18 protein-coding genes are annotated in these 20,747 nt (G+C 67.2%); 10 read left to right on the forward strand and 8 right to left on the reverse strand.

Annotation, left to right across the window (positions count from 1 at the left end; translation table 11 throughout):
• Positions 1–79: 79 nt before the first annotated feature.
• The 9 genes from AC07UK_RS10585 (at position 80) to AC07UK_RS10625 (ending at position 9,088) form a co-directional block, all read left to right on the forward strand.
• Positions 80–868: an SDR family oxidoreductase gene (locus AC07UK_RS10585; RefSeq protein ID WP_436224015.1), complete on the forward strand. Its 789-nt coding sequence runs from the start codon at positions 80–82 to the stop codon at positions 866–868.
• A gap of 139 nt (positions 869–1,007) precedes the next feature.
• On the forward strand, positions 1,008–2,570 hold the full coding sequence (locus tag AC07UK_RS10590; protein WP_436224016.1) for a DUF1302 domain-containing protein: 1,563 nt from the start codon (positions 1,008–1,010) through the stop codon (positions 2,568–2,570).
• Positions 2,571–2,638: 68 nt separating this feature from the next.
• Positions 2,639–3,421: a 2-oxopent-4-enoate hydratase gene (gene dmpE, locus AC07UK_RS10595; protein WP_436224017.1), complete on the forward strand. Its 783-nt coding sequence runs from the start codon at positions 2,639–2,641 to the stop codon at positions 3,419–3,421.
• A gap of 45 nt (positions 3,422–3,466) precedes the next feature.
• Positions 3,467–4,375 (forward strand): acetaldehyde dehydrogenase (acetylating), encoded by a 909-nt coding sequence (locus tag AC07UK_RS10600; protein WP_436224018.1) that lies wholly within the window; start codon positions 3,467–3,469, stop codon positions 4,373–4,375.
• Between the two features lie 10 nt (positions 4,376–4,385).
• On the forward strand, positions 4,386–5,411 hold the full coding sequence (gene dmpG / locus AC07UK_RS10605) for a 4-hydroxy-2-oxovalerate aldolase (protein WP_035823796.1): 1,026 nt from the start codon (positions 4,386–4,388) through the stop codon (positions 5,409–5,411).
• Between the two features lie 92 nt (positions 5,412–5,503).
• On the forward strand, positions 5,504–6,496 hold the full coding sequence (gene surE, locus AC07UK_RS10610; protein WP_494685663.1) for a 5'/3'-nucleotidase SurE: 993 nt from the start codon (positions 5,504–5,506) through the stop codon (positions 6,494–6,496).
• Between the two features lie 11 nt (positions 6,497–6,507).
• A complete protein-coding gene (locus AC07UK_RS10615) occupies positions 6,508–7,170 on the forward strand; it encodes a hypothetical protein (protein ID WP_436224020.1) in 663 nt (220 codons plus the stop codon).
• Positions 7,171–7,359: 189 nt separating this feature from the next.
• The gene (gene bcsZ / locus AC07UK_RS10620; RefSeq protein ID WP_436224021.1) at positions 7,360–8,547 is read left to right on the forward strand and encodes a cellulose synthase complex periplasmic endoglucanase BcsZ; all 1,188 of its coding nucleotides are present in this window, start codon (positions 7,360–7,362) and stop codon (positions 8,545–8,547) included.
• A gap of 130 nt (positions 8,548–8,677) precedes the next feature.
• Positions 8,678–9,088 carry a hypothetical protein gene (locus AC07UK_RS10625; protein WP_436224022.1) on the forward strand — a complete coding sequence of 137 codons (411 nt, stop codon included), beginning with the start codon at positions 8,678–8,680 and terminating at the stop codon, positions 9,086–9,088.
• Positions 9,089–9,775: 687 nt separating this feature from the next.
• On the opposite strand, the gene AC07UK_RS10630 is transcribed toward AC07UK_RS10625, so the two are convergent.
• From AC07UK_RS10630 to AC07UK_RS10645, 4 genes are all read right to left on the reverse strand, one after another.
• A complete protein-coding gene (locus tag AC07UK_RS10630; RefSeq protein WP_494685664.1) occupies positions 9,776–10,948 on the reverse strand; it encodes a thiolase family protein in 1,173 nt (390 codons plus the stop codon).
• A gap of 4 nt (positions 10,949–10,952) precedes the next feature.
• Positions 10,953–11,345: a Zn-ribbon domain-containing OB-fold protein gene (locus tag AC07UK_RS10635; RefSeq protein WP_436224024.1), complete on the reverse strand. Its 393-nt coding sequence runs from the start codon at positions 11,343–11,345 to the stop codon at positions 10,953–10,955.
• Between the two features lie 130 nt (positions 11,346–11,475).
• Positions 11,476–13,020 (reverse strand): acetolactate synthase large subunit, encoded by a 1,545-nt coding sequence (locus AC07UK_RS10640; protein ID WP_494685694.1) that lies wholly within the window; start codon positions 13,018–13,020, stop codon positions 11,476–11,478.
• Between the two features lie 76 nt (positions 13,021–13,096).
• The gene (locus tag AC07UK_RS10645) at positions 13,097–13,873 is read right to left on the reverse strand and encodes a GntR family transcriptional regulator (protein ID WP_436224025.1); all 777 of its coding nucleotides are present in this window, start codon (positions 13,871–13,873) and stop codon (positions 13,097–13,099) included.
• Positions 13,874–14,178: 305 nt separating this feature from the next.
• Here AC07UK_RS10645 and AC07UK_RS10650 point away from each other — a divergent pair, with 305 nt between their 5' ends.
• Positions 14,179–14,676, forward strand: a complete 498-nt coding sequence (locus AC07UK_RS10650; RefSeq protein ID WP_436224026.1) for an acyl-CoA thioesterase — start codon at positions 14,179–14,181, stop codon at positions 14,674–14,676.
• A gap of 53 nt (positions 14,677–14,729) precedes the next feature.
• Here the strand turns inward: AC07UK_RS10650 and AC07UK_RS10655 are convergent, their stop codons facing one another.
• The 4 genes from AC07UK_RS10655 to AC07UK_RS10670 form a co-directional block, all read right to left on the reverse strand.
• Positions 14,730–16,148, reverse strand: a complete 1,419-nt coding sequence (locus AC07UK_RS10655; RefSeq protein ID WP_494685665.1) for a sensor histidine kinase — start codon at positions 16,146–16,148, stop codon at positions 14,730–14,732.
• 240 nt (positions 16,149–16,388) lie between these two features.
• Complete coding sequence (locus AC07UK_RS10660; RefSeq protein WP_436224028.1) at positions 16,389–16,592, reverse strand: CsbD family protein; 204 nt, start codon at positions 16,590–16,592, stop codon at positions 16,389–16,391.
• Positions 16,593–16,694: 102 nt separating this feature from the next.
• On the reverse strand, positions 16,695–17,303 hold the full coding sequence (locus tag AC07UK_RS10665; protein ID WP_436224029.1) for a hypothetical protein: 609 nt from the start codon (positions 17,301–17,303) through the stop codon (positions 16,695–16,697).
• A gap of 315 nt (positions 17,304–17,618) precedes the next feature.
• Positions 17,619–20,741, reverse strand: a complete 3,123-nt coding sequence (locus AC07UK_RS10670; RefSeq protein WP_436224030.1) for an efflux RND transporter permease subunit — start codon at positions 20,739–20,741, stop codon at positions 17,619–17,621.
• Positions 20,742–20,747 lie beyond the last annotated feature (6 nt).

Raw genomic sequence — 20,747 nt, forward strand, 5'->3', positions numbered from 1 at the left:
CGCGGGCATCGTTCATTCGGACTACGAGCCGGACGGCCACTTCTCCTACGATGGGCGCTCCATGCATCAAGGGGGACCCATGACAGGATTCGACTACACCGGCCAGACCGTGCTGGTCACGGGCGGCATGCGCGGCATCGGCCGCGCCATCAGCGAGGCCTTCCTGCGCGCCGGCGCGCAGGTCTTCGTATGCGGACGCACCGCGCCCGCCGACGACAGCGAACTGCCGGCCGCGGATGGCCGCAGCGCCCGCTTCATCGCGGCGGACATCCGCGACATCGAACAGGCCGATGCCATGCTGGCGCAGATCGCGCAGGCCAGCCCCACGCTCGACGTGGTCATCCACAACGCCGGCGGCTCGCCGTTCGCGCTGGTCGCGCAGGCCTCGCCACGGCTGCTGGAATCGGTGATCCGGCTCAACCTGGTGGCGCCGCTGCAGCTCGCGCAGCGCGCCAATGCACGCATGCAGCAACAAGCCGGCGGCGGCACGCAGCTGTTCGTGGGCAGCGTCAGCGCGCTGCGTCCTTCGCCCGGCACGGCGGCCTATGGCGCCGCCAAGGCCGGCATCCTCAATGCGGTGCGCACGCTCGCGGTGGAATGGGCGCCCAAGGTGCGCGTTGCCGCGGTCAGCCCGGGCATGGTGCTGACCGACACCTCGCAGCAGCAGCACTACGGCGACCCCGAGGCGTTGCGCACCATGGCCGCGACGGTGCCGCTGGGCCGCCTCGCGCACCCGGACGACATCGCCGGCGCGTGCCTGTTCCTGGCATCGCCGCAGGCGTCATATGTGTCGGGCGCCAATCTCGTGATCGACGGTGGCGGCGAGCGCCCGGCCTTCCTCGACGCGGCTTCGCTCAATCGCGGCTGAGCGGCTACCGCCCGTAGGGAAACCGCCTAGTCCGTTCTGCCGATTTGTGCATGGCTGCCCCTCTCTACGCTTGCGACCAGGCGAGCGCCATTCGAAGTGCCAGGCAATGAACCAACACCGACACCACGGGGAGACCACCATGCACCATCCACCATCCGGCCCACTGAAACGCCGCAACCGGCTGCGGCCAATCGCTGCCGCGGCGGCACTGGCCGCGCTGCTTGCAACGCCAGCCAGGGCGGGCGAAACCATCGATCTTGGCCATGACACCACGCTCGACTACAGCGTCACCGCCTCCTACGGGGCGGCGGTGCGCACCGGCCACCAGAGCAACACGCTGCTGAGCCCGGCCAATATCAACGGCGACGACGGCAACCGCAACTTCAAGCGAGGCGACATGATCGCCAACCGCGTCTCGCTGCTGGGCGAAGCGCATGTCAAGCACGATGCCTTCGGCGCGCTGGTGCGTGGCAGCGTGTTCCAGGACTGGGCCTACAGCGGCACCAACTCGAACAATGCGCCGTTCACGGTCAACCACAGCGGCCCGTTCAACCAGTTCACCGGTTCCGCGCAGGACTATCACGAGCACCGCGCGCAACTGCTCGATGCCTATGTCTACGGTGCGACCCCGATCGGCGACACCCAACTGAGCTTCAAGCTGGGCAACCAGGTGGTCGCCTGGGGCGAGAGCCTGTTCTTCGCCAATATCGCCGGCGCGCAAGGGCCTGCCGATGCGACCAAGGCCTTCGTGCCGGGCGCCGAGGTCAAGGACATCCTGCTGCCGGTGCCACAGGCTTCGCTGCAACTGCAGGTCACGCCGGCATTCAGCGTGATGGGCTATTACCAGTTCACCTACAAGCCGAACCAGATCTTCGCTCCGGGCAGCTATTTCAGCACCTCCGACGTGGTCGGCCCGGGCGCGGAATTCATCATTGGGCCCGGCTTCAATATCCCGCGCGGCCCGGATATCCGCCCCTCCGACTGGGGGCAATGGGGCGTGGGCGCGCGCTTCCGCGTATTTGAAAGCACCGAGATCGGGCTCTACCAGCTGCGCTATCACGACAAGAACCCGAGCGTGGTCACCTCGCTCTTCCCCACGTTGCAGTACCAGCAGAAGTTCTACGGCGGCATCAACCTGACCGGCGCCAGCTTCTCCACGCAGGTGCTGGGCGCGAACGTCGCCGGTGAAGTCAGCTACAAGGACGGCGTGCCGATGCTGGTAGACGTGGCCGGCTCGCCCACCGCGACACGCGGCCGGGCACTGCAGGGCCAGCTCTCTGCCATCTACTCGGTGGGCCCGACCTTCCTGGCCGACTCGCAGACGCTGCTGGGCGAAGTCGCCTACCTGCACGCGCTGGGCGTGGACCCGGTGATGGGCTTCAGCAAGCTGTCGAACACCCGCAACTCGGCGGCGTTCCAGGTGGGCTGGTCGCTGAACTACAACAATGTGTTCGATGGCTGGGACATGTCAGTGCCACTCACCTACGCGCAGCAGTTCAGCGGCCAGTCGGCGGTGGCCGGCGCCTTCGGCACGCTGATGGGCTATGGCGACAAGCGCGCCAGCGTGGGGCTGACCTTCAAGTACCTGAACAACCTGGAGCTCAACCTGACCTACGCCGCGTTCGTCGGCGGGGCCAACATCGCCAACCGTCCGCTGGCTGACCGCGACTACGTGGCCTTCAACGCCAAGTATTCGTTCTGACCTTTGTCCTGACCCGAACTGCCGCGGCGCGCTGCCGCCGCGGCAGTGCGGCCCGACCCTCCCCTGCCATGAACGCCGACCTGATCACCACGCTCAGCAATGAACTCCACCATGCGCTGGTCACGCGCGCGCCGGTGCCGCCGCTCAGCGGCCGCGGACTGGGGCTCGACGTCCACGCTGCCTATCGCATCCAGCAAGGCTTTATCGCCCACCGGCTGGCGGCCGGCGACCGCATCACCGGCAAGAAGATCGGCGTGACCAGCGAGGCCGTCCAGCAGATGCTGGACGTGCACCAGCCGGACTTCGGCATCCTGCTGCAGAGCATGCAGTACGCCGCCGGGCAGCCCATTCCCACCGATACCCTGATCCAGCCGCGCGCCGAGGGCGAGATTGCCTTCTTCCTGCGGCGCGACCTGCGCGGCCCGGGCGTGACGCGCGACGATGTGCTTGACGCCACCGAAGCGGTGGCGGCCTGCTTCGAGATCGTGGATTCGCGCATCCGGGACTGGCGCATCCGCATCGAGGACACCGTCGCCGACAACGCCTCTTGCGGCGTCTATGTGCTCGGCGAGGAACGCGTCAGCCCGCACGCGCTGGACCTGGGCGCATGCGCGATGACCCTCGAGAAGAACGGCGAGTGCGTGGCCACCGGGCTTGGCAGCGCCGCGCTGGGGCATCCCGCCGACGCGGTCGCGTGGCTGGCCAATACCCTGGGCAGCTTCGGCATTCCCCTGCTGGCCGGCGAGACCATCCTGTCGGGTTCGCTGGCGGCGCTGATCCCGGTGCAGGCGGGCGACCGGCTGTCCATGCATATCACCGGCATCGGCGGCTGCAGCGCCGTGTTCCGCTGACTTCCAAGACTTTCCTGACTTCCTGACTCTGCCAAGCGAGACCCCATGAACAAGATCCGATGTGCCCTGATCGGGCCCGGCAATATCGGCACCGACCTGCTCTACAAGCTGCGCCGCAGCGACATCCTGGAACCGGTCTGGATGGTCGGCGTGGAGCCGTCCTCCGAAGGCCTGGCGCGCGCGCGCGAGCTGGGGCTGAAGACCACCAGCGACGGCATCGACGGCCTGCTGCCGCACCTGGAGGCCGACGATGTCCGCATCGCCTTCGATGCCACCTCCGCCTACGTCCACGCCGAGCATTCGGCCAAGCTGACCGCGCGCGGCGTGCGCGTGATCGACCTGACGCCGGCGGCGATCGGACCGTACTGCGTGCCGCCGGTCAACCTGGACGCCCATATCGGCAGCAACGAGATGAACGTCAATATGGTCACGTGCGGCGGGCAGGCCACCATCCCCATGGTGTACGCGGTATCGCGCGTGCAGCCGGTGGCCTATGGCGAGATCGTGGCAACGGTGTCGTCGCGCTCGGTCGGGCCCGGCACGCGCCGCAATATCGACGAGTTCACGCGCACCACGGCGGGCGCGATCGAAGCCGTCGGCGGCGCGCGCCAGGGCAAGGCCATCATCGTGATCAACCCGGCCGAGCCGCCGCTGATCATGCGCGACACCATCCACTGCCTGACCGACGATGCGCCCGATGTTGCCGCGATTACCGCCTCGGTGCACGACATGATTGCCGAAGTGCGCAAGTACGTGCCCGGCTACACGCTGAAGAACGGCCCGGTGTTCGACGGCAAGCGCGTGTCGATCTTCCTGGAGGTCGAGGGCCTGGGCGACTACCTGCCCAAGTATGCCGGCAACCTGGACATCATGACCGCCTCGGCCGCCCGCACCGCCGAATGCATTGCCGCCGCCATGCGCGCCGGCAGCGCGCAAGAAACCGCCAACGCCTGAGGAGCCTGCCATGGTCCAACGCATCACCCTGCACGACATGACCCTGCGCGACGGCATGCACCCGAAGCGCCACCAGATCTCGCTGGAACAGATGAAAGGCATTGCCCGCGGGCTGGACGCCGCCGGCGTGCCGCTGATCGAGGTCACCCACGGCGATGGCCTGGGCGGCGCCTCGGTCAACTACGGCTTCCCCGCGCACAGCGACGAGGAATACCTGCGCGCGGTGCTGGGCGAACTGAAGCAGGCGCGCGTCTCCGCGCTGCTGCTGCCCGGCATCGGCACTGTCGACCACCTGCGCATGGCGCATGAGATCGGCGTGCATACCATCCGCGTCGCCACCCACTGCACCGAGGCCGATGTCTCGGAGCAGCATATCGGCATGGCGCGCAAGCTGGGCATGGATACCGTGGGCTTTCTGATGATGGCGCACATGGCACCGGTGCAGACGCTGGTGCAGCAGGCGCTGCTGATGGAGAGCTATGGTGCCAATTGCCTCTATATCACCGACTCGGCCGGGCACATGCTGCCGCACGATGTCACCGAGAAGCTGGGCGCCGTGCGGCAGGCGCTGCGCCCCGAGACCGAGCTGGGCTTCCACGGCCACCACAACCTTGCCATGGGCGTGGCCAATTCGCTCGCCGCGATTGCCTGCGGCGCCAGCCGCATCGACGCCGCCGCGGCGGGACTGGGCGCCGGTGCCGGCAATACGCCGATGGAAGTGCTGGTGGCCGTGTGCGAGCGCATGGGCATCGAGACCGGCGTCGACGTATACCGCATCGCCGACGTGGCCGAGGACCTGGTGGTGCCGATCATGGACCACCCCATCCGCATCGACCGCGACGCGCTCACGCTGGGCTATGCCGGCGTGTATTCGTCCTTCCTGCTGTTCGCCAAGCGCGCCGAGGCCAAGTACCGCATCCCCGCGCGCGAGATCCTGGTCGAGCTCGGCCGGCAGCGGCTGGTGGGCGGGCAGGAGGACATGATCGAGGATACGGCGATCACGCTGGCGCGCGAACGGGGCCTGCTGGTGCCGTGACGGTGCCGCCCCGGCCGCTATCAAGCCTGGCGGCGCCGCTGCGCGGCCGGGCACTGCTTTCACCACGCATAAGAATAAGGAGACAGGTTCCCATGCTTCGACTTCGCGCCCGCCTGCGGCTCGCTTCCCTCGGTATCGCGGCCACCGCACTGGCTGCCGCGGCCAGCCCCGCCCAGGCACTCAATGTGCTGCTGACCAATGACGACGGCTGCGCCGCGCCTGGCATCGACGCGGTCCGCAAGGCCCTGCAGGACGCCGGCCACCGCGTCATCACGGTAGGCCCGGCCAGCAACCAGAGCGGCTCGGGCGCTGCCTATGCCGTGCCCGACGGGCGCACCCGGCTGGTGGTCGATCCGCTCGCCGGCAGCGCCGACACGTTCTGCGTGCACCGGGTCAAGACCACCTTTGTCGCGGGCGGCGCGCTCAATACCACCAACCCGGACTACCTGGGCAGCGGCTCGCCGGTGGACGCCACCGCCATGGGCCTGAAGATCATCGGGCCGGAAAGCAGCTTCACCCCGGACCTGGTCGTCTCCGGGGCCAATTTCGGCGAGAACCTGTCGGATTCCATCCCGCACTCGGGCACGGTGATGAACGTGCTGTTCGCCGCGCGCCGCGGTGTGCCCGGCATTGCGCTGAGCGTCGGCGTGGACTTTGCCGAAGCACGCACCGGCTTCGGCAGCACCGTGGCCGCGTTCCCCAAGGCCGGGGCCTTCCTGGCCCGCGTAATTGCCAGCCTGGAAGCCACGCGCACTGCCGGCCAGCCATTGCTGCCGGTGGCCCACCCGCTGAGCATCAACTACCCGATCGTCGCCGGCGGCACCCCTGCTGGCGTGCGCCTGACCACGCCTGGCACGGTGGATTCCTTTACCACCGCCTACAAGCGCAATGCCGACAACACGGTATCGATCGACGTTGGCGCGCCGGAGACCGAACTGGCAGCGCTGGCGCGGATTGCAGAGACGCCGGCCTTCCTGGCCAAGTTCATCACGATCTCGCCGCTTGACGTCGACTTCCGCCCGACGCCGCTGGCGCGCGGCCTGTTCAACCGCTCGCGCCGCGAGCTGGCCACCCTGGCACCTTAGGCGGAGCAACCATGGGCAAGGACCTTAGATCCTGGCGCCACCTCGTGCTCGCATGCGGGGTCGCGGCTGTTGCAGCATGCGGGGATGACCATGTGCCGGAAGTGAGCGGCACGGCTGCCGTCGGCGCCGCGCTGGCAGGCGCTGCCGTGCAGTTGCGCGATGCGCGAGGACAAGTACGCAACGCCAGCACCGATGCAAAGGGCGCATTCCGCCTGCCCGAGGTGCCGGGCGGCGCGCTGATGGTGCGCTGCGAGGGCGGGCTCGCGCAGGGCGAGCCGAACCGCCTGCGGCTGCATGGCCTGGTGCTGGGCGGGCGCACCGTGAACTGCTCGCCGCTGACCGAGCTGGCGTTGTGGAAGCTGCTTGGCGCGCCACCGGGCCAGGCGTTCGACAGTTTCGGACAGGGGCGCGCCAGGGACCTGTCTGCCGACGCCATGGCCGAAGCGGAAGCCGCGGTGCTGGCTGCGCTGGCCGCAGGTGCCGGGGTCGATATCGACCCCGCTGCCGTACCCCGGCGCTGGCATGACACGCCGCTCGAGGCCGGCAATGCCAGCGATCCCCATGATGCCGCGCTGGATGCGCTGCGCGACGCGATAGCCGACCAGGCTTCCATGGACTTCATGGGCGAGATGGTGGCGCGCGGCGTGTGCGTGGCCGACGGGACCTGCGGGTAAGGCGGTTGAAGCTGCGCCGCCAACAGGCAGCCTGAAGCGGCCGGTTTGCCAACCGAAAACGCCGCCCCCTTGCCAGGGGGCGGCGTTTCCGCTTTTTATATCACCCCTGAATCTTTTTTTTTTAGACCCGGAGGAAATGTGGCTCGCGCGGTGCTTTTCGGGCATATGGGCAGCGCAACCGGAGCTGACATGCGGCGCACGCTGACGGGCCTGACCCGATGGCTGCTCGCCGGTGCGCTGGCCTGTGCCTCGCTGGCCGCCCCGGCTGCCGGCGCCCCAGTCTGCAAGTGGGCGGACTGGGATGCCTTCAGGCAAACCCTGCTGAGCGCCGACGGCCGCGTGATCGACGCCAGTACCGAGAACCAGGCCACGGTCTCTGAAGGCCAGGCCTACGGCCTGTTCTTCGCCCTCGCCGCCAATGACCGCGCCAGCTTCGACAAGCTGCTTGCCTGGACCGAGAACAACCTCGCCCAGGGCGACCTGATCGCGCACCTGCCGGCCTGGATCTGGGGACGGCTGCCGCCGGAGCAGGCCAGGTCTGCCGGCAAGGCCGCAGACAGTTGGGGCGTGATCGATGCCAACCCGGCCTCGGACGCCGACCTGTGGCTTGCCTACACCCTGCTGGAGGCCGGCCGGCTCTGGCAGGAGCGGCGCTTCACCGCGCTCGGCACGCTGATGGCCCGGCGCATCCTGCGCGAGGAAACGGCGGTGCTGCCCGGCCTGGGCCGCACCGTGTTGCCCGGCGCGCAGGGGTTCAAGCTGAGCGAGCGCCGCTGGCGCCTGAACCCAAGCTATGTGCCGATGCAGGTCATGCGCCGGCTGGCCACGCTGCTGCCCGATGAACCGGCCTGGCAGCAACTGGTGTCCAGTTCGGCCAGGCTGATGCTGGACACCGCGCCGCGCGGCTTCTCGCCGGACTGGGCGGAATACGAGACCGGGCGCGGCTTCCTGCCCGATGCGCAAACGCAAGCCGAAAGCGCCTACAACGCGATCCGCGTCTACCTGTGGGCCGGCATGCTGGCCAGCGACGAGCCCCAGCGCGCCGCGCTGCTGCGCACCTTCACGCCGCTGGCGGACTACGTGGCCGCCAAGGGCTTCCCGCCCGAACGCGTCGATACGCAGACCGGCCAGCCCGGCCCCAACGCCGGCAACGGCGGCTTCTCCGCCGCGGTGGCGCCCTACCTGGCCGCGCTCGGCCGCGCCGGCCAGGCCAGCGCGCAAGCGCGCCGCACGCGCGAACTGGCGCAGCGCGAGCCGCCCGGCTACTACACGCAGGTGCTGACGCTGTTCGGCCTGGGCTACCTCGACGGCCAGTTCCGGTTCGCGCGCGACGGCGCGCTCGTCCCCGCATGGGAGACCGGATGCCCCGCGCGCTGACAGGCGCTAGCGAAGAAGGCGCACGAAGGCTGAGGCTGGCATGGCTGTCAAGATAGCCTGCGAAGCGACGTAATCGCTAGAATGCGAGTTAATGCGCAACGGTGCGCGTTGGTCTGATCCCGGAGCTGGCATGGAACCCCTCTCTTTTGAATTCGTCACCGTTGAGGAAGCAAAGAAGGTACTGGACGGTGCGCCGCCATTGCATGCCGAGCCTGACTGGAGCGGCGTGCGGCGAGCGCCGTCGCCGGAAGATACCTTGCTTTCAGATGTCGCCATGCGGTGGCTGGCATCGCTGCCGGCCGAGGCGCGCCCCGTGGAGCTATGCCGCCGCTATGCGCGCATCGGCAACCAGCTGGCTGCGCTTGCAGCCAACCCGGCGGCTCTGCATGCTTTCCTGGTTGAGTTGCTGATCGATAAGCGGGGTGGGCGGCAGGGGTTTCCGGATGGGATTGCGTTTGAATTGTCGCGGTTGCATGAGTATGTGGTGCGACTATTGCCCGGGTTGGGGGGTGAGCAGGGGTGGAGTGAGTTGGCGGATTGAGGTGGGCTTGGGTTGTACGCCATGCGGTCGCTTGTCGCCCTTGGCATGCGTGGCTGTTTCGCCGGCGTAGCCGGCGACTTACTTCTTGTCCAAGCGACAGAAAGTAACCAAAGAACGCGTCGCCTATGCGGCTGGCAATCAATTACGCGGCGTCGGTCATATGGGCGGCGGTGCTTGCCGTTTGGATGTGGTCGCAGTTCGACCCTGCTAACGCCATGTGAGTGTGTGCCAGTGCCTGCGATAACCGGCTTTTGAACGATCCCCAAGTCGGGCGGTGGCCCGCGCTCTCCAGCGATATCGCATCAACGCCTTCGGCTGCGCTCCGCGCAAGCGCCCAATGACCGTCAACGCATATTGAGCCTGCGCAGCAGCCGTAGGCGTCCCCGCGATGCCGTTTGCAGCAGGCGGCCTACGCCCTGCATGGGGATCGTTCAATAGTGTGTTAACGCAGGCACTATCCCTGACTCACATGGCGTAGCAGGGTCGAACGGGCACCCACGCCCAAACGGAAAGCACCACCGCTCGAACCACCAGCGCCGTGGAATTGATTGCCAGCCGCATAGGCGACGCGCTTTTTGGTTACTTTTTGTTGCTCGGACAAAAAGTGACTCGCCGGCTACGCCGGCGAAACAGCCACGCCCGCCAAGGACGACAAGCGACCGTAATGGCACCAAGCCCAAAACCCAATTAAACCGTCGCCGCAGTCCCCAGAATCGCCGTAGCCTGGCTAGACAACGTCCCCCCATTCCCATGCACAACGGCAACCTCAGCATCCCTCACCTGCCGCTCCCCACATTCCCCCCGCAACTGCCGCACCGCCTCAATAGTGATGAACATCCCATACATCCCAGGATGCACGCATGACAACCCACCACCATTGGTATTCACCGGCAGCCGCCCACCCGGCGCAATGCCGCCGCCGCTGACAAACTGACCGCCCTCGCCCTTGGCGCAGAACCCCAGGTCTTCCAGAAACAGCAGCGTATTGATGGTGAACGCATCATAAAGCTCAGCCACATCGACATCAGACGGCTTGAGCCCCGCCATGGCGAAGGCCCGCTCGCCGGATTCCTTGGCGGCCGTGACAGTCAGGTCCGGCATGCACGAGATCTGGCGATGCCACGTGGCAGTGGCATTGCCCAGCACATAGACCGGCGGCTTGGCCAGATCCCTGGCGCGGTCCGCGCGCACCATCACATAGGCACCGGCGCCATCGGTGACCAGGCAGCAGTCACGCACTGACAGCGGGTCCGACACCATGCGCGCATTGAGCACGTCGTCGATGCTGAGCGGGTCCCGCATCATCGCTTCCGGATTGAGCTGCGCCCACTTGCGCGCGGCCACGGCAACCTCGGCCAGGTGCTCGCGCGTGGTGCCGTACTGGTGCATATGGCGCGCCGCGGCGAGCGCATATGACGTGATCGGCTGCAGCGGGCTGTACGGGTGCTCATGCGGCTGCGGGTCCAGCACCGCGCGCACCTTGGCGATGCCGGCGCGGCCGACGGTGGAGGTGCGCTGGTTGCTGCCGTAGCAGACCAGCACCGCATCGCACTGGCCCGATTCGAGCGCCATCATCGCCGGCAGCATGTGGGAGACAAAGCTGGAGCCGCCGATCATGGTGCTGTCGACAAACTTGGGCTTGATGCCGAGGTACTCGGCCACCGGCATCACCCACATGCTGGCGCCGACGCTGGCGGTGGCGATGCCGTCGATGTCGCGCATCGACAGGCCCGCATCCCTGACGGCGGCCTTGGCGGCCTCCACCAGGATTTCCATTTCAGTCTTGCCGTGGGCCTCGCCCATGCCCGCCTGGCCGACCCCGACGATGGCGACGCTGCCACGCAAATTGGACAAACTCATGGCCTCAGCCCTCCACCGGATCGAACACGACGAGAGCGGCCTCGCCTTCCTTGCCCTGCGCCACGCGTGCCTGCACACGCATGCCGATGCGCACGCTGGCGGGCGCAATGCCTTCCACGCGGCTCATCATGCGCACGCCCTCATCCAGATCGACCAGCACCACGTTGTAGTCGCCGCCGGCTTCCGGCTTGCGGCGGATCACGCTGGTGGAGTAGACCGTGCCGGTACCCTTGGGCTCGACCCAGGCGAGCGTGTCGCCGCCGCAGTGCGGGCAGATATTGCGCGGGAAAAACACGTGGCGCTTGCAGTCCTGGCAATGCTGGATGCGGAACTGGCCAGCGGCGAGCTGGTCCGCATAAGCCTTGTCCGGACCCACCGCCGCTTCTTGTTGGGGCATGGAGTCTCCTTCACTTTTGATGGTGCCGCCATGGGCTTCCATGGCACGGCAATGAGCTTGCCGCAGTCTGTGCATTGCAACAATTCACATCTGCCGAAGGCTGGATTTTTGAATGCGGAAAGCGCCGCGCTCAGATCACCAGTTCGATCACAAATGGCCCCCTGCGCGCATTGGCCATGCGGAACAGGTCGGCAAAGCTCTCCATGTCCCTGGCCTGCGCGCCCTCCACGCCCATGCCGTTGGCCAGCTTGACCCAGTCCAGGTCGGGATTGCCGATGTCCAGCATGTCCAGGGCGGTCTTGCCCGGGTTGGCCCCCACGCCCGCCAGCTCGCCCAGCAGGATGGCGTACTTGCGGTTGGCCAGCAGCACCACGGTGACGTCGAGCTGCTCGCGCGCCATGGTCCACAGCGACTGCAGCGTGTACATGGCCGAGCCATCGGCCTGCAGTGCCACCACGCGCCGGTCCGGCGCCGCCACCGCCGCGCCCACGGCCAGCGGCAGGCCTTCGCCGATGGCGCCGCCGGTCAGCTGCAGCCAGTCGTGCGGGGCCGCATGGACCGTGCCCGGGTAGAAGGCGCGGCCGAAGCTGATGCTCTCTTCCACCACGATGGCTTGTTCGGGCAGCAAGGCGGTCAGCGTCCGCGCCACCGCCTCGGACGTGACCGCGCCGTGCGCGGGCTCAACGGATGCGGGCGCGGCGGCAGCCGGCAGTGGCGCATTGCGTGCGCCCACCTCGTCGGCCAGCCGGGACAGCGCTTCGGCCAGGTCTTCCTCCGGACGTGCCAGCACATGGATCACGGCATCTTCCGGATACGGGCGCGGCGACTTGCCCGGGTAGGCAAAGAACGTCACCGGCGTCGGTGCGCCGACCAGGATCACGTTGCGGATGCCGGCCAGCTTGTCGCGCGCGACATCGCCCGAATAGGGCACGCGGTCCACCGCGAGGCGGCCGCTGCCGCGCGACACGCGTGCATTGGACATGGGCGAGATCAGGCGGGCGCCGGTCGCTGCGGCAATGCGGTGCGCATCGGCCAGCGGCGCCTCGCGCAGCGCGCTGCCCCCCAGCACGACCAGCGTGGGCTGGCCCGAGCGCAGCACGCGCGCGGCCTGCTGCACGGCGTCGGGCGAGACCTTGGGCACCGCCAGCGGCGGCAGCGGCGCGGCCACCACGCCGCCAGCATCCCAGCACACATCGGACGGCAGGATCAGGCTGGCGACCCCGCCCGGCGCAGCGCACGCAGCCTGCACCGCGGACGAGGCATCGGCGCCGACGGACGCAGCCTGCGTGGCCGTGCGCGTCCACACAGAGACAGGACGCGCCCAGCCTTCGGTATCCGCGGTCAGCGGTGCGTCCAGCGGCCGGTGGTAGGTCGCCTGGTCGCCGATGATGTTGACCACCGGCGTCTGCGCGCGGCGCGCGTTGTGCAGGTTGGCCAGGCCGTTGGCCAGGCCCGGGCCGCAATGCAGCAGCGTGGCGGCGGGCTTGCCGGCCATACGCGCATAGCCATCGGCCGCGCCGGTGACCACGCCTTCGAACAGGCCCAGCACGCAGCGCATGCCCGGGATGCGGTCCAGCGCCGCGACGAAGTGCATCTCGCTGGTGCCCGGGTTGGCAAAGCAGGTGTCCACGCCATTGGCGAGCAGGGTCTTGACCAGGCTCTCGGCGCCGTTCATCGGTTGGGTAGTTTCCATGTCTCGGGTTCCGCTCAGGTTCTGGGTCAGCAGGTTGGCATTGGTTGCACTGGGGGCGTCAGGCCGGGCGCGGCCGCGCCGCCAGCAGGTCGAAATCCAGGCAGACAAACTCGGTCGGGAATTCGATGCGTGCGTAGTAGACGATCAGCTCGCCGCGCTCGCCCGGGACACAGGCAAAGCGGCGCAGCTCAGCCACCGGCGCGCCCACGGCAAGCGCCAGCGCGGCGGCGGATTCGGCCCCGGCCGCGACGATCGACAGGCGCTGGCGCGCGGTGCTGACCGACAGGCCGGGGAAGCGGTCCAGCACCGGCACCGAGGCGCCCTGGCGGAAGGCCTCGGGCTCGCGCGCAAAGACGCCGGCCTCGATATAGACCTCGCCCACCGCGAACGGCCGCCCTTCGAGCCGGTGCAGCCGGCGCAGGAAGTGGTAGTCGGCGGCGCGCTCACCGGCGCACGGCATGCCGAGATCGGCGGGCAGCGGCACGTTGCCGGCCGACTCGACCATCGCTTCGGTGTCCAGCTGCGCGCCCACCGCCACCGCCTCGTCCCAGCTGGTCGACAGCGACACCTGCCGCCGCGCCTGGCACGGTGCCCTGACGAAAGTGCCGCGCCCGCGCGCGCGCTCCACCAGCCCTTCTTCGTCGAGCATCGACAAGGCATGGTGCATGGTCATGCGCGCCACGCCGTACTGGCGGCACAGTTCCTCCAGGGAGGGAATGCGCTCGCCCTGGCGCCAGGCGCCGCTTTCGATCTGGCGGCGGAAGATGGTAGCCAGCTGCAGGTAGACCGGCTGACGGCTGCGCGAGAGGAGTTCGCTGGAGGTGGTGTCTGCCATGCGGCAAGGGAGGTCGGGAAACGGGCGATGCGGTGACCGCCCAAAGGCAGCCGGGTCGGATGACTATATGAAAGTCTATAAACCTAGACTACTCGGGTTAACGCCGATCCATGCCTCTCCGGTTTTGCCAGGCCCGGGCACGCATTCCGGGCGTTTGTCGCCCGGGGGTCACGCGCCGAAACGTGCAGGAACCCCCACTTCAGCGCCCACCTTGCCACTGTCCAAGCGGACAGAATGCCACCATGCCCCAACCTTCCCGGGGGCAGGCGTGGCTGCCGCTTGCGGCTATCTCAAGGAGTCAATTTATGTTGATGCGAGACGTGATCCCCCAAATCCTGAACCGCGGCACGGCCCAACTGGCACCCGACGCGTTCGAGACGGCTTCGCACAAGACCTTCCACCATGCGATCGACATTTATCTCAAGGATTCCAATGCCTTCATGAATACCTACTTCGCCCGCTACTTCGAGTGGCAGGGCATTTGCCGGGAGCGGTGGTTCCATGAATGCATCCACGACAACCTGCTGGCCGCGGGCGGCGTCTTCGTGACCAAGCGCGCGCACCAGGAGTATGTCGAGGAGACGTTCCCGTTCCAGCGCGTGGATTGCTACCTGAACACCTTCCAGGTCCGGCAGTGCTCGGCCTACCTGCTGTTCCGTTTCTGCGTGGGGGGCAAGCCGGTGTCGCTGGGCTACCAGCAGATCGTCTTCGCCGACCGGCAAAAGCGCATCACGCGCTTTCCGGCGGGCATCATCGAGCGGGTCAGGGAATATGAACTGGCGCTGCCGGCACTGGCCAGCTGAGCCAGGCGCGGGTGACCCCGTGCGGGTCTGAATCCGGCACCGCCGGCCGTGGGTCAGCCGGCGGTGCTGGTGCGCAGCCGGCTGTCGGCCATGGCGGTGAAACGCGGCAGCCTGAGCGTGAAGGTGGTATGCACGGCCGGCACCGACTCGCACTCAATGCGCCCGCCGAAGGTCTCGATCACGCGCCGGCAGAAGGCCAGGCCCAGGCCGGCACCGGTGCCATGCGCCTTGGTGGAGAAGAACGGATCGAAGATGCGCGGCATGACGTCGGCCGGAATGCCCGGGCCGGTGTCGCGAAAGCGGATCACGTGGTACTGGCCCTCGGTCGCGCCGCTAATGTCGATGTGGCCGCCGCCGGCCGCCCGGATCGCATGCAGCGCGTTCTTCAGCAGATTGAACAGCACATAGACCAGCAGCGTGTCGGAGCCGACAAAGCGCCAGCCCTGGTCGATGCCGCGCACCTGCACGCAGCCGCGCTCTTCGCCCTGGAACGGGTAGCGCTCCAGCGCCGCATGCACGCAGTCGGCAATGCCGTGCGGGGCAAAGCTGCTGCGGTCCAGCCGCTCCAGCGTGACCGAGGCCAGCGCCATGTCGATCACGGTGCTGGTGCCATCGACTTCCCGCGTGATGGCGCCGACCAGGCTCGACACGCGCTCAAGCTGCCCGGGCCGCATGCGGTCCTCGCACAGCCCCTGCTGGACCGCCAGCTGGTAGCCGTGCAGCACCTGCGGCCAGGTGCGCGCCAGCTCCTGCGCCTGCATGCGGATGGTCGCCAGCGGCGTGCGCACCTCGTGCGCCACGGTGGCGGCCAGCGAATACGGATGCATCAGGTCGTAGCGCACCACGCTGACCGCCAGGATGCCCAGGCTTGCCGCCACGAACACCACGCCCGGAGGATAGAAGGCCGCGCCGTAGTTGACGGCATAGTCCACCGCCGCCAGCGAATAGAGCGCCACCGCCACCAGGCACAGCTTGTAGCGCTTGCGGCGTTCAGCCGTTGCATTGTGCCGCGCCGCCACCAGCAGCCAGGCGCTGCGCAGCGCCACCAGCACCGTCTGCACCAGGTGCAGCGGATGCAGCGGGCCGGCCTTGGGATAGTCGCCGAAGAAATAGCTGTAGTAGCCGGAGACCACCTGGTCGGTGGTCAGCAGCAGCACGGTCAGCGCCAGGCTCAGGCCGTAGGAGACCAGCAGCAACGGCCCTTCGCGGCGGCACTCGGTGACTTCGGCAATGAAGTGGTAGAACGTGGTCGGCAGGAACAGGATGAAGAGGTAGCCGAGCCGGGCCAGCGCCAGCGCCACATCGGGATGCGAGGACTGGAACAGGAACACCCACGTGCCCTGCCAGGCGAAGGTGGTCACGCACAGCAGGAAGAACGAAGTGGAGACGCGCGTCACCCCCTTGGTCACCAGCACATAGAGGCCGTAACCGAGGAAGATCGACGAGACGAAGGCGGGCAAGGCTGCGTACATGCGGAGCGCGAAGGCAGGCCGGATGGATGGCGGGGTCGGCGACGCGACATGGTATGCCCTGCGCGGGTGGCGCGTGCATCATTCGGTTGCATTCAGAGCTAATCCGCGCTTAATGCTGTGCGATTTAGGCCAAAACACCCCTCGTTCCGGGGGTGCCTGAGGGGAATCGAGTACGCGCCACACAAGAAACAAGGCGGGGCGCCCGCTGGCGCCCCGCCTTGCCGCGCTGCCACGCCCTGCTTACCAGCGCGTGTCCCGTTCCCACGCCTTCATTTCTTCCTCGGCGCGCTCCTTGGTGTAGCCATAGCGCTCCTGGATGCGGCCGGCAAGCTGGTCACGCTTGCCGTTGATCTGCGTGATGTCGTCGTCGGTCAGCTTGCCCCACTTCTCCTTGATCTTGCCCTTCGCTTGTTCCCACTTGCCTTCGATCTGGTCCCAGTTCATGTCGTGCTCCTTCATCCGGTGGCAAGGGGGCGCCATCGGAGGCGTCCCCTTGCGTGTGGTGCGGTGCGTGTCCCGCCATTGCTGGCGGGACAACGCGAAGGCTTACTTGCTGTACTTGGCCTTCACATCGGCCTGGCACTTGTCCTTGGACTCGCCCGACATTGCGTCGCAGCGTTCCTTGTCGGCCTTGTAGGCGGCGTCGGTGGCGTCCTTCTTCGCGTCGGCGCGGGCTTCCGCCACGTCGGCACGCGAACCCGTGGCCGCGGCCTTGTCGACCTTGGCAGCCATCAGTGCCTTTTCATGGGCGGCCTTGGCGTCCTTCTTGCAAACGTCCTTGTCATTGCCCTTCTTGTCGTCGCACATTTCCTTAGCGACGTCATAGTCGCGGTCGGCCTTGACCTTCTCGGCCTTGGCCATCGACTTCTGCGTGCCGTCGCGGCGGGCTTCGGCCTGGGCCTTGGCCACATCGCGGTCGCGCTTGGCCTCGGCCTTGCAAACGTCCTTGGCGTTGGCCTTCATGCCATCGCACTTGGCGGAGGCAGCCTTGTAGTCCGCATCAGCCTGCTTCACCGCGGCGTCATAGTCCGCCTTTGTCCCGGTTGCAGCCGTTCCGGCCGTGGTTGCTGGCGCGGTCATCTGGGCCAGAGCAAATCCCGCCGGTGCGGCAACCATCATCGAACACACTGCTGCGGTCAGCCATTTCTTCAACATGTCGATCTCCTTTCCGGGTGGATGCGTCAGGGTACGCATGAGAGGCCGGCGGCTATGCTGCTGGCCATGCCGTAAGTACAGAGTAGGCTCGGGGAAATATGGGAAGCAGGCGTCCGGCTCCGAAAGGAGCGTCAGACTATTCCGACATTGCGATTCGGGCGAGGCACACGGCGGGGCATGCACCGGATTGCGCAGGGACTTGTGGAATGCGCCTTAAATGAAAAAAACGCCGCCCGGAGTGGGGGCGGCGTCATGCCTGGGGCCTGTCTGCAATGCCACACAGGCCGCGAGGGACATGCCCCCGCGGCCCTGTCATCAGCCCGCAATCGACGGCGTCAGCCGGCTCTCGTCGGGCTTGTCGCCCTCCTCGTCCGGCCAGTTGCGGCCCACCATCCATTCATACAGGGTGGGCAGCACGATCAGCGTCAGCATGGTGGCGGTAATCAGCCCGCCGATGATGACGATGGCCAGCGGGCGCTGCGTCTCCGAGCCGATAGCGCGCGAGATTGCCATCGGGAACAAACCCAGCATGGCCAGCAGCGCGGTCATCAGCACCGTGCGCAGCCGGTCCATCGAGCCGGTCAGCACGGCCTGGCGCACCGGCATGCCTTCATCACGCAGCTGGTTGAAGTAGGTCACCATCACCACGCCGTTGAGCACCGCCTGGCCGAACAGCGCGATAAAGCCGATCGCCGCCGACACCGACAGCGGAATGCCGGTCAGGAACAGCGCGAACACGCCGCCGATCAGCGCGAACGGGATGTTCGAGATGATCAGCGTGGCGCTCTTGAACGACTTGAACGCATTGAACAGCAGCAGGAAGATCACCAGCACCGACAGCGGCACCACGATCGATAGCCGCGCCATGGCGCGCTCCTGGTTCTCGAACTCGCCCGACCAGCTGATCTTGACGTCGTCGGCCTTGACGTTCTTCGCCACCAGTTTCTGCATGTCCTTGACCACGCTGCCCATGTCGCGGTCGCGGATAAAGATGCCGATCGAGGTGGTGCGCTGGCCGTTCTCGCGGCTGATGTTCATCGCACCGGAGGCGGCGCGGAAGGTCACCAGCTGCGACAGCGGCACCTGCGCGCCGTCCGCGGTCTGCATGAAGATATTGGGCAGGTTCGGCAGCGCGCGCTCCGACGGCTTCAGGCGCACGGCCACGCTGAAGTGCTTCTCGCCCTCCCACAGCTCGGTCGCGGCCTTGCCGGCCAGCGCGGTTTCCATCAGGTCCTGCACGTCGGCCACGTTGATGCCGTAGCGCGCGGCCTGGGCGCGGTCAAATTCCAGCACGTACTGCGGCAGCTCGCCGTCGCGGTCGATAAAGGCGCGCATCACGCCCTTGACTGTCTGCACGTTGGCCAGGATCTGGTCGGCCACCTTCTTGTTCTGCTCCAGGCTGTCGCTCTGCACCTTGATCACGATCTGGCCCTTGATCTGCGAGATGCTCTCCAGGATGTTGTCGCGCACCGGCTGCGAGAAATTGGGCTCGATGCCGGGGAGCTGGCGCAGGTTCTTGTCGATCTCGCCGATGATGCCGCGCTTGTTGAAGCCGTCGCGCCACTGCTTCTCGGGCTTGAGGTCGACCAGGATCTCGACGGTGTTGATCAGCTTGGGATCGGTGCCGTCGTCGGGGCGGCCCACCTTGGAGATGGTGGTGTTGACCTCCGGGGTCTTGCGGATCACGCTGCGCAGCAGCCGCGCCTGGTCGCGCGCTTCATCGACCGAGACCGATGCGGGCAGGTCGAAGCTGACCCACATCGAGCCTTCGTCCAGTTCGGGCAGGAACTCGCTGCCGAGGAACTTGCCCACGCCCACGGTCACCACCAGCAGGCCCAGGGCCGAGCCCACCACCAGTTTCTTGTGGTCCAGCGCCCAGGCCAGCATCGGCTCATAGAGCCGCTTGCAGTGGCGCACGATGAAGTTGTCGTCGTGCGCGATGTTCTTGGTGAGCAGCAGGTGGCACAGCAGCGGCACCAGCGTCAGCGAGAGGATCAGGGAGCCGATCAGCGCGCCCGTCACCGTGTAGGCCATCGGCGCGAAGATCTTGCCCTCGTGCCGCTGCAGCGTGAAGATCGGGATGTGCGCCGCAATGATGATGACCATCGAGAACACGGTCGGACGGCCCACTTCCGTGGTGGCCTGCAGGATCGCGTGCAGGCGCGCCTTGCTGTCCTTGATCTGCTGCTCCTTCAGCTCGCCCAGGCGCTTGAAAATGTTCTCGACCACGATCACCGCGCCGTCGACGATGATACCGAAGTCCATCGCGCCAAGAGACAGCAGGTTGGCCGGAATACCCACCCACGTCAGCCCGATGAAGGTCGACAGCAGCGCCAGCGGGATGATCAGCGCCACGATTGCCGCGGCGCGCACGTTGGCCAGGAACAGGTAAAGCACCGCCATCACCAGCAGCGCGCCTTCCACCAGGTTGCCGAACACCGTGTGCAGGGTCTTGTCGATCAGCGTGGAGCGGTCGTAGTACGGCACGATCTTCACGCCCTTAGGCAGGATCTGGTCGTCCAGCAGGTCGATCCTCTTCTTCAGCGCCTCCAGCACCAGCGACGGGTTCTCGCCCTTGCGCATCACCACGATGCCCGAGACGATGTCGTCCTCGTTGTCCTGGCCCATCAGGCCTTGCGGCGGCGCGCTGCCGACCCTCACGTCGGCGATGTCCTTGACCAGGATGGGGGTGCCGTTGTTCTCGGCCACCACCACATTGGCGATATCGGCCGAGGTGCGGAAGCTGCCCAGCGAGCGCAGCAGGAACTGCTGCCGGCCGTGCGCCACGGCGCCGCCGCCGGCGTTGGCATTGGCACGCTGCAGCGCGGTGAACAGCTGCGACAGCGAGATCTTGGCATCGCGCATGCGCGCCAGGTTGGGATTGACCTCATACTGCTTGATGGTGCCGCCGATGGTGACCAGGTCGGCCACGCCCGGCACCTGGCGCAGGTTCTTCTCCACCACCCAGTCCTGCAGCGTGCGCAGCTCTTGCGCGGTATAGCCCTTGCCGGTCAGGCGGAAGCGGTAGATCTCGCCGATCGCGGTGGACAGCGGCGCCAGGTCCGGATGCACGCCGTCGGGCAGGTCCACGCTGCGCAGGCGCTCCAGGATCTGCTGGCGCGCGGTCACGTCGGTGGCGCGGTCATTGAAGGTCACCATCATGAACGACAGGCCGAACTGCGTATGCGAGAACACCCGCACCGCGTTGGGCGTGCCGGCCAGCGCGGTTTCGATGGGGATGGTGACCTGGCGCTCCACCTCTTCGGCGGCGCGGCCCGGGTACAGCGTGATGACGTTGACCTGGATGTCGGAGACATCCGGGAAGGCTTCGATCGGCAGGTTCTTGAACGCGGCCAGGCCGCCCCCGACGAAGATAAGCAGGCCCAGCCAGACAAAGAGCTTCTGGTGCAGGGCAAAGCTGACGATGCGCGAAATCATGTGGCG

The sequence above is a fragment of the Cupriavidus sp. GW821-FHT07C08 genome (genome assembly GCF_059419025.1).

Bases quoted from the DNA above. Each gene is read 5' to 3' on its own strand.
- AC07UK_RS10640 (WP_494685694.1), bottom strand. From the start codon at position 13,020: ATGAACGGCGCCGAGAGCCTGGTCAAGACCCTGCTCGCCAATGGCGTG.
- dmpE (WP_436224017.1), top strand. From the start codon at position 2,639: ATGAACGCCGACCTGATCACCACGCTCAGCAATGAACTCCACCATGCG.
- AC07UK_RS10585 (WP_436224015.1), top strand. From the start codon at position 80: ATGACAGGATTCGACTACACCGGCCAGACCGTGCTGGTCACGGGCGGC.
- AC07UK_RS10645 (WP_436224025.1), bottom strand. From the start codon at position 13,873: ATGGCAGACACCACCTCCAGCGAACTCCTCTCGCGCAGCCGTCAGCCG.
- AC07UK_RS10635 (WP_436224024.1), bottom strand. From the start codon at position 11,345: ATGCCCCAACAAGAAGCGGCGGTGGGTCCGGACAAGGCTTATGCGGAC.
- AC07UK_RS10615 (WP_436224020.1), top strand. From the start codon at position 6,508: ATGGGCAAGGACCTTAGATCCTGGCGCCACCTCGTGCTCGCATGCGGG.
- surE (WP_494685663.1), top strand. From the start codon at position 5,504: ATGCTTCGACTTCGCGCCCGCCTGCGGCTCGCTTCCCTCGGTATCGCG.
- AC07UK_RS10660 (WP_436224028.1), bottom strand. From the start codon at position 16,592: ATGAACTGGGACCAGATCGAAGGCAAGTGGGAACAAGCGAAGGGCAAG.
- bcsZ (WP_436224021.1), top strand. From the start codon at position 7,360: ATGCGGCGCACGCTGACGGGCCTGACCCGATGGCTGCTCGCCGGTGCG.
- AC07UK_RS10655 (WP_494685665.1), bottom strand. From the start codon at position 16,148: ATGTACGCAGCCTTGCCCGCCTTCGTCTCGTCGATCTTCCTCGGTTAC.
- AC07UK_RS10670 (WP_436224030.1), bottom strand. From the start codon at position 20,741: ATGATTTCGCGCATCGTCAGCTTTGCCCTGCACCAGAAGCTCTTTGTC.
- AC07UK_RS10590 (WP_436224016.1), top strand. From the start codon at position 1,008: ATGCACCATCCACCATCCGGCCCACTGAAACGCCGCAACCGGCTGCGG.
- AC07UK_RS10650 (WP_436224026.1), top strand. From the start codon at position 14,179: ATGTTGATGCGAGACGTGATCCCCCAAATCCTGAACCGCGGCACGGCC.
- AC07UK_RS10630 (WP_494685664.1), bottom strand. From the start codon at position 10,948: ATGAGTTTGTCCAATTTGCGTGGCAGCGTCGCCATCGTCGGGGTCGGC.
- AC07UK_RS10600 (WP_436224018.1), top strand. From the start codon at position 3,467: ATGAACAAGATCCGATGTGCCCTGATCGGGCCCGGCAATATCGGCACC.
- dmpG (WP_035823796.1), top strand. From the start codon at position 4,386: ATGGTCCAACGCATCACCCTGCACGACATGACCCTGCGCGACGGCATG.
- AC07UK_RS10625 (WP_436224022.1), top strand. From the start codon at position 8,678: ATGGAACCCCTCTCTTTTGAATTCGTCACCGTTGAGGAAGCAAAGAAG.
- AC07UK_RS10665 (WP_436224029.1), bottom strand. From the start codon at position 17,303: ATGTTGAAGAAATGGCTGACCGCAGCAGTGTGTTCGATGATGGTTGCC.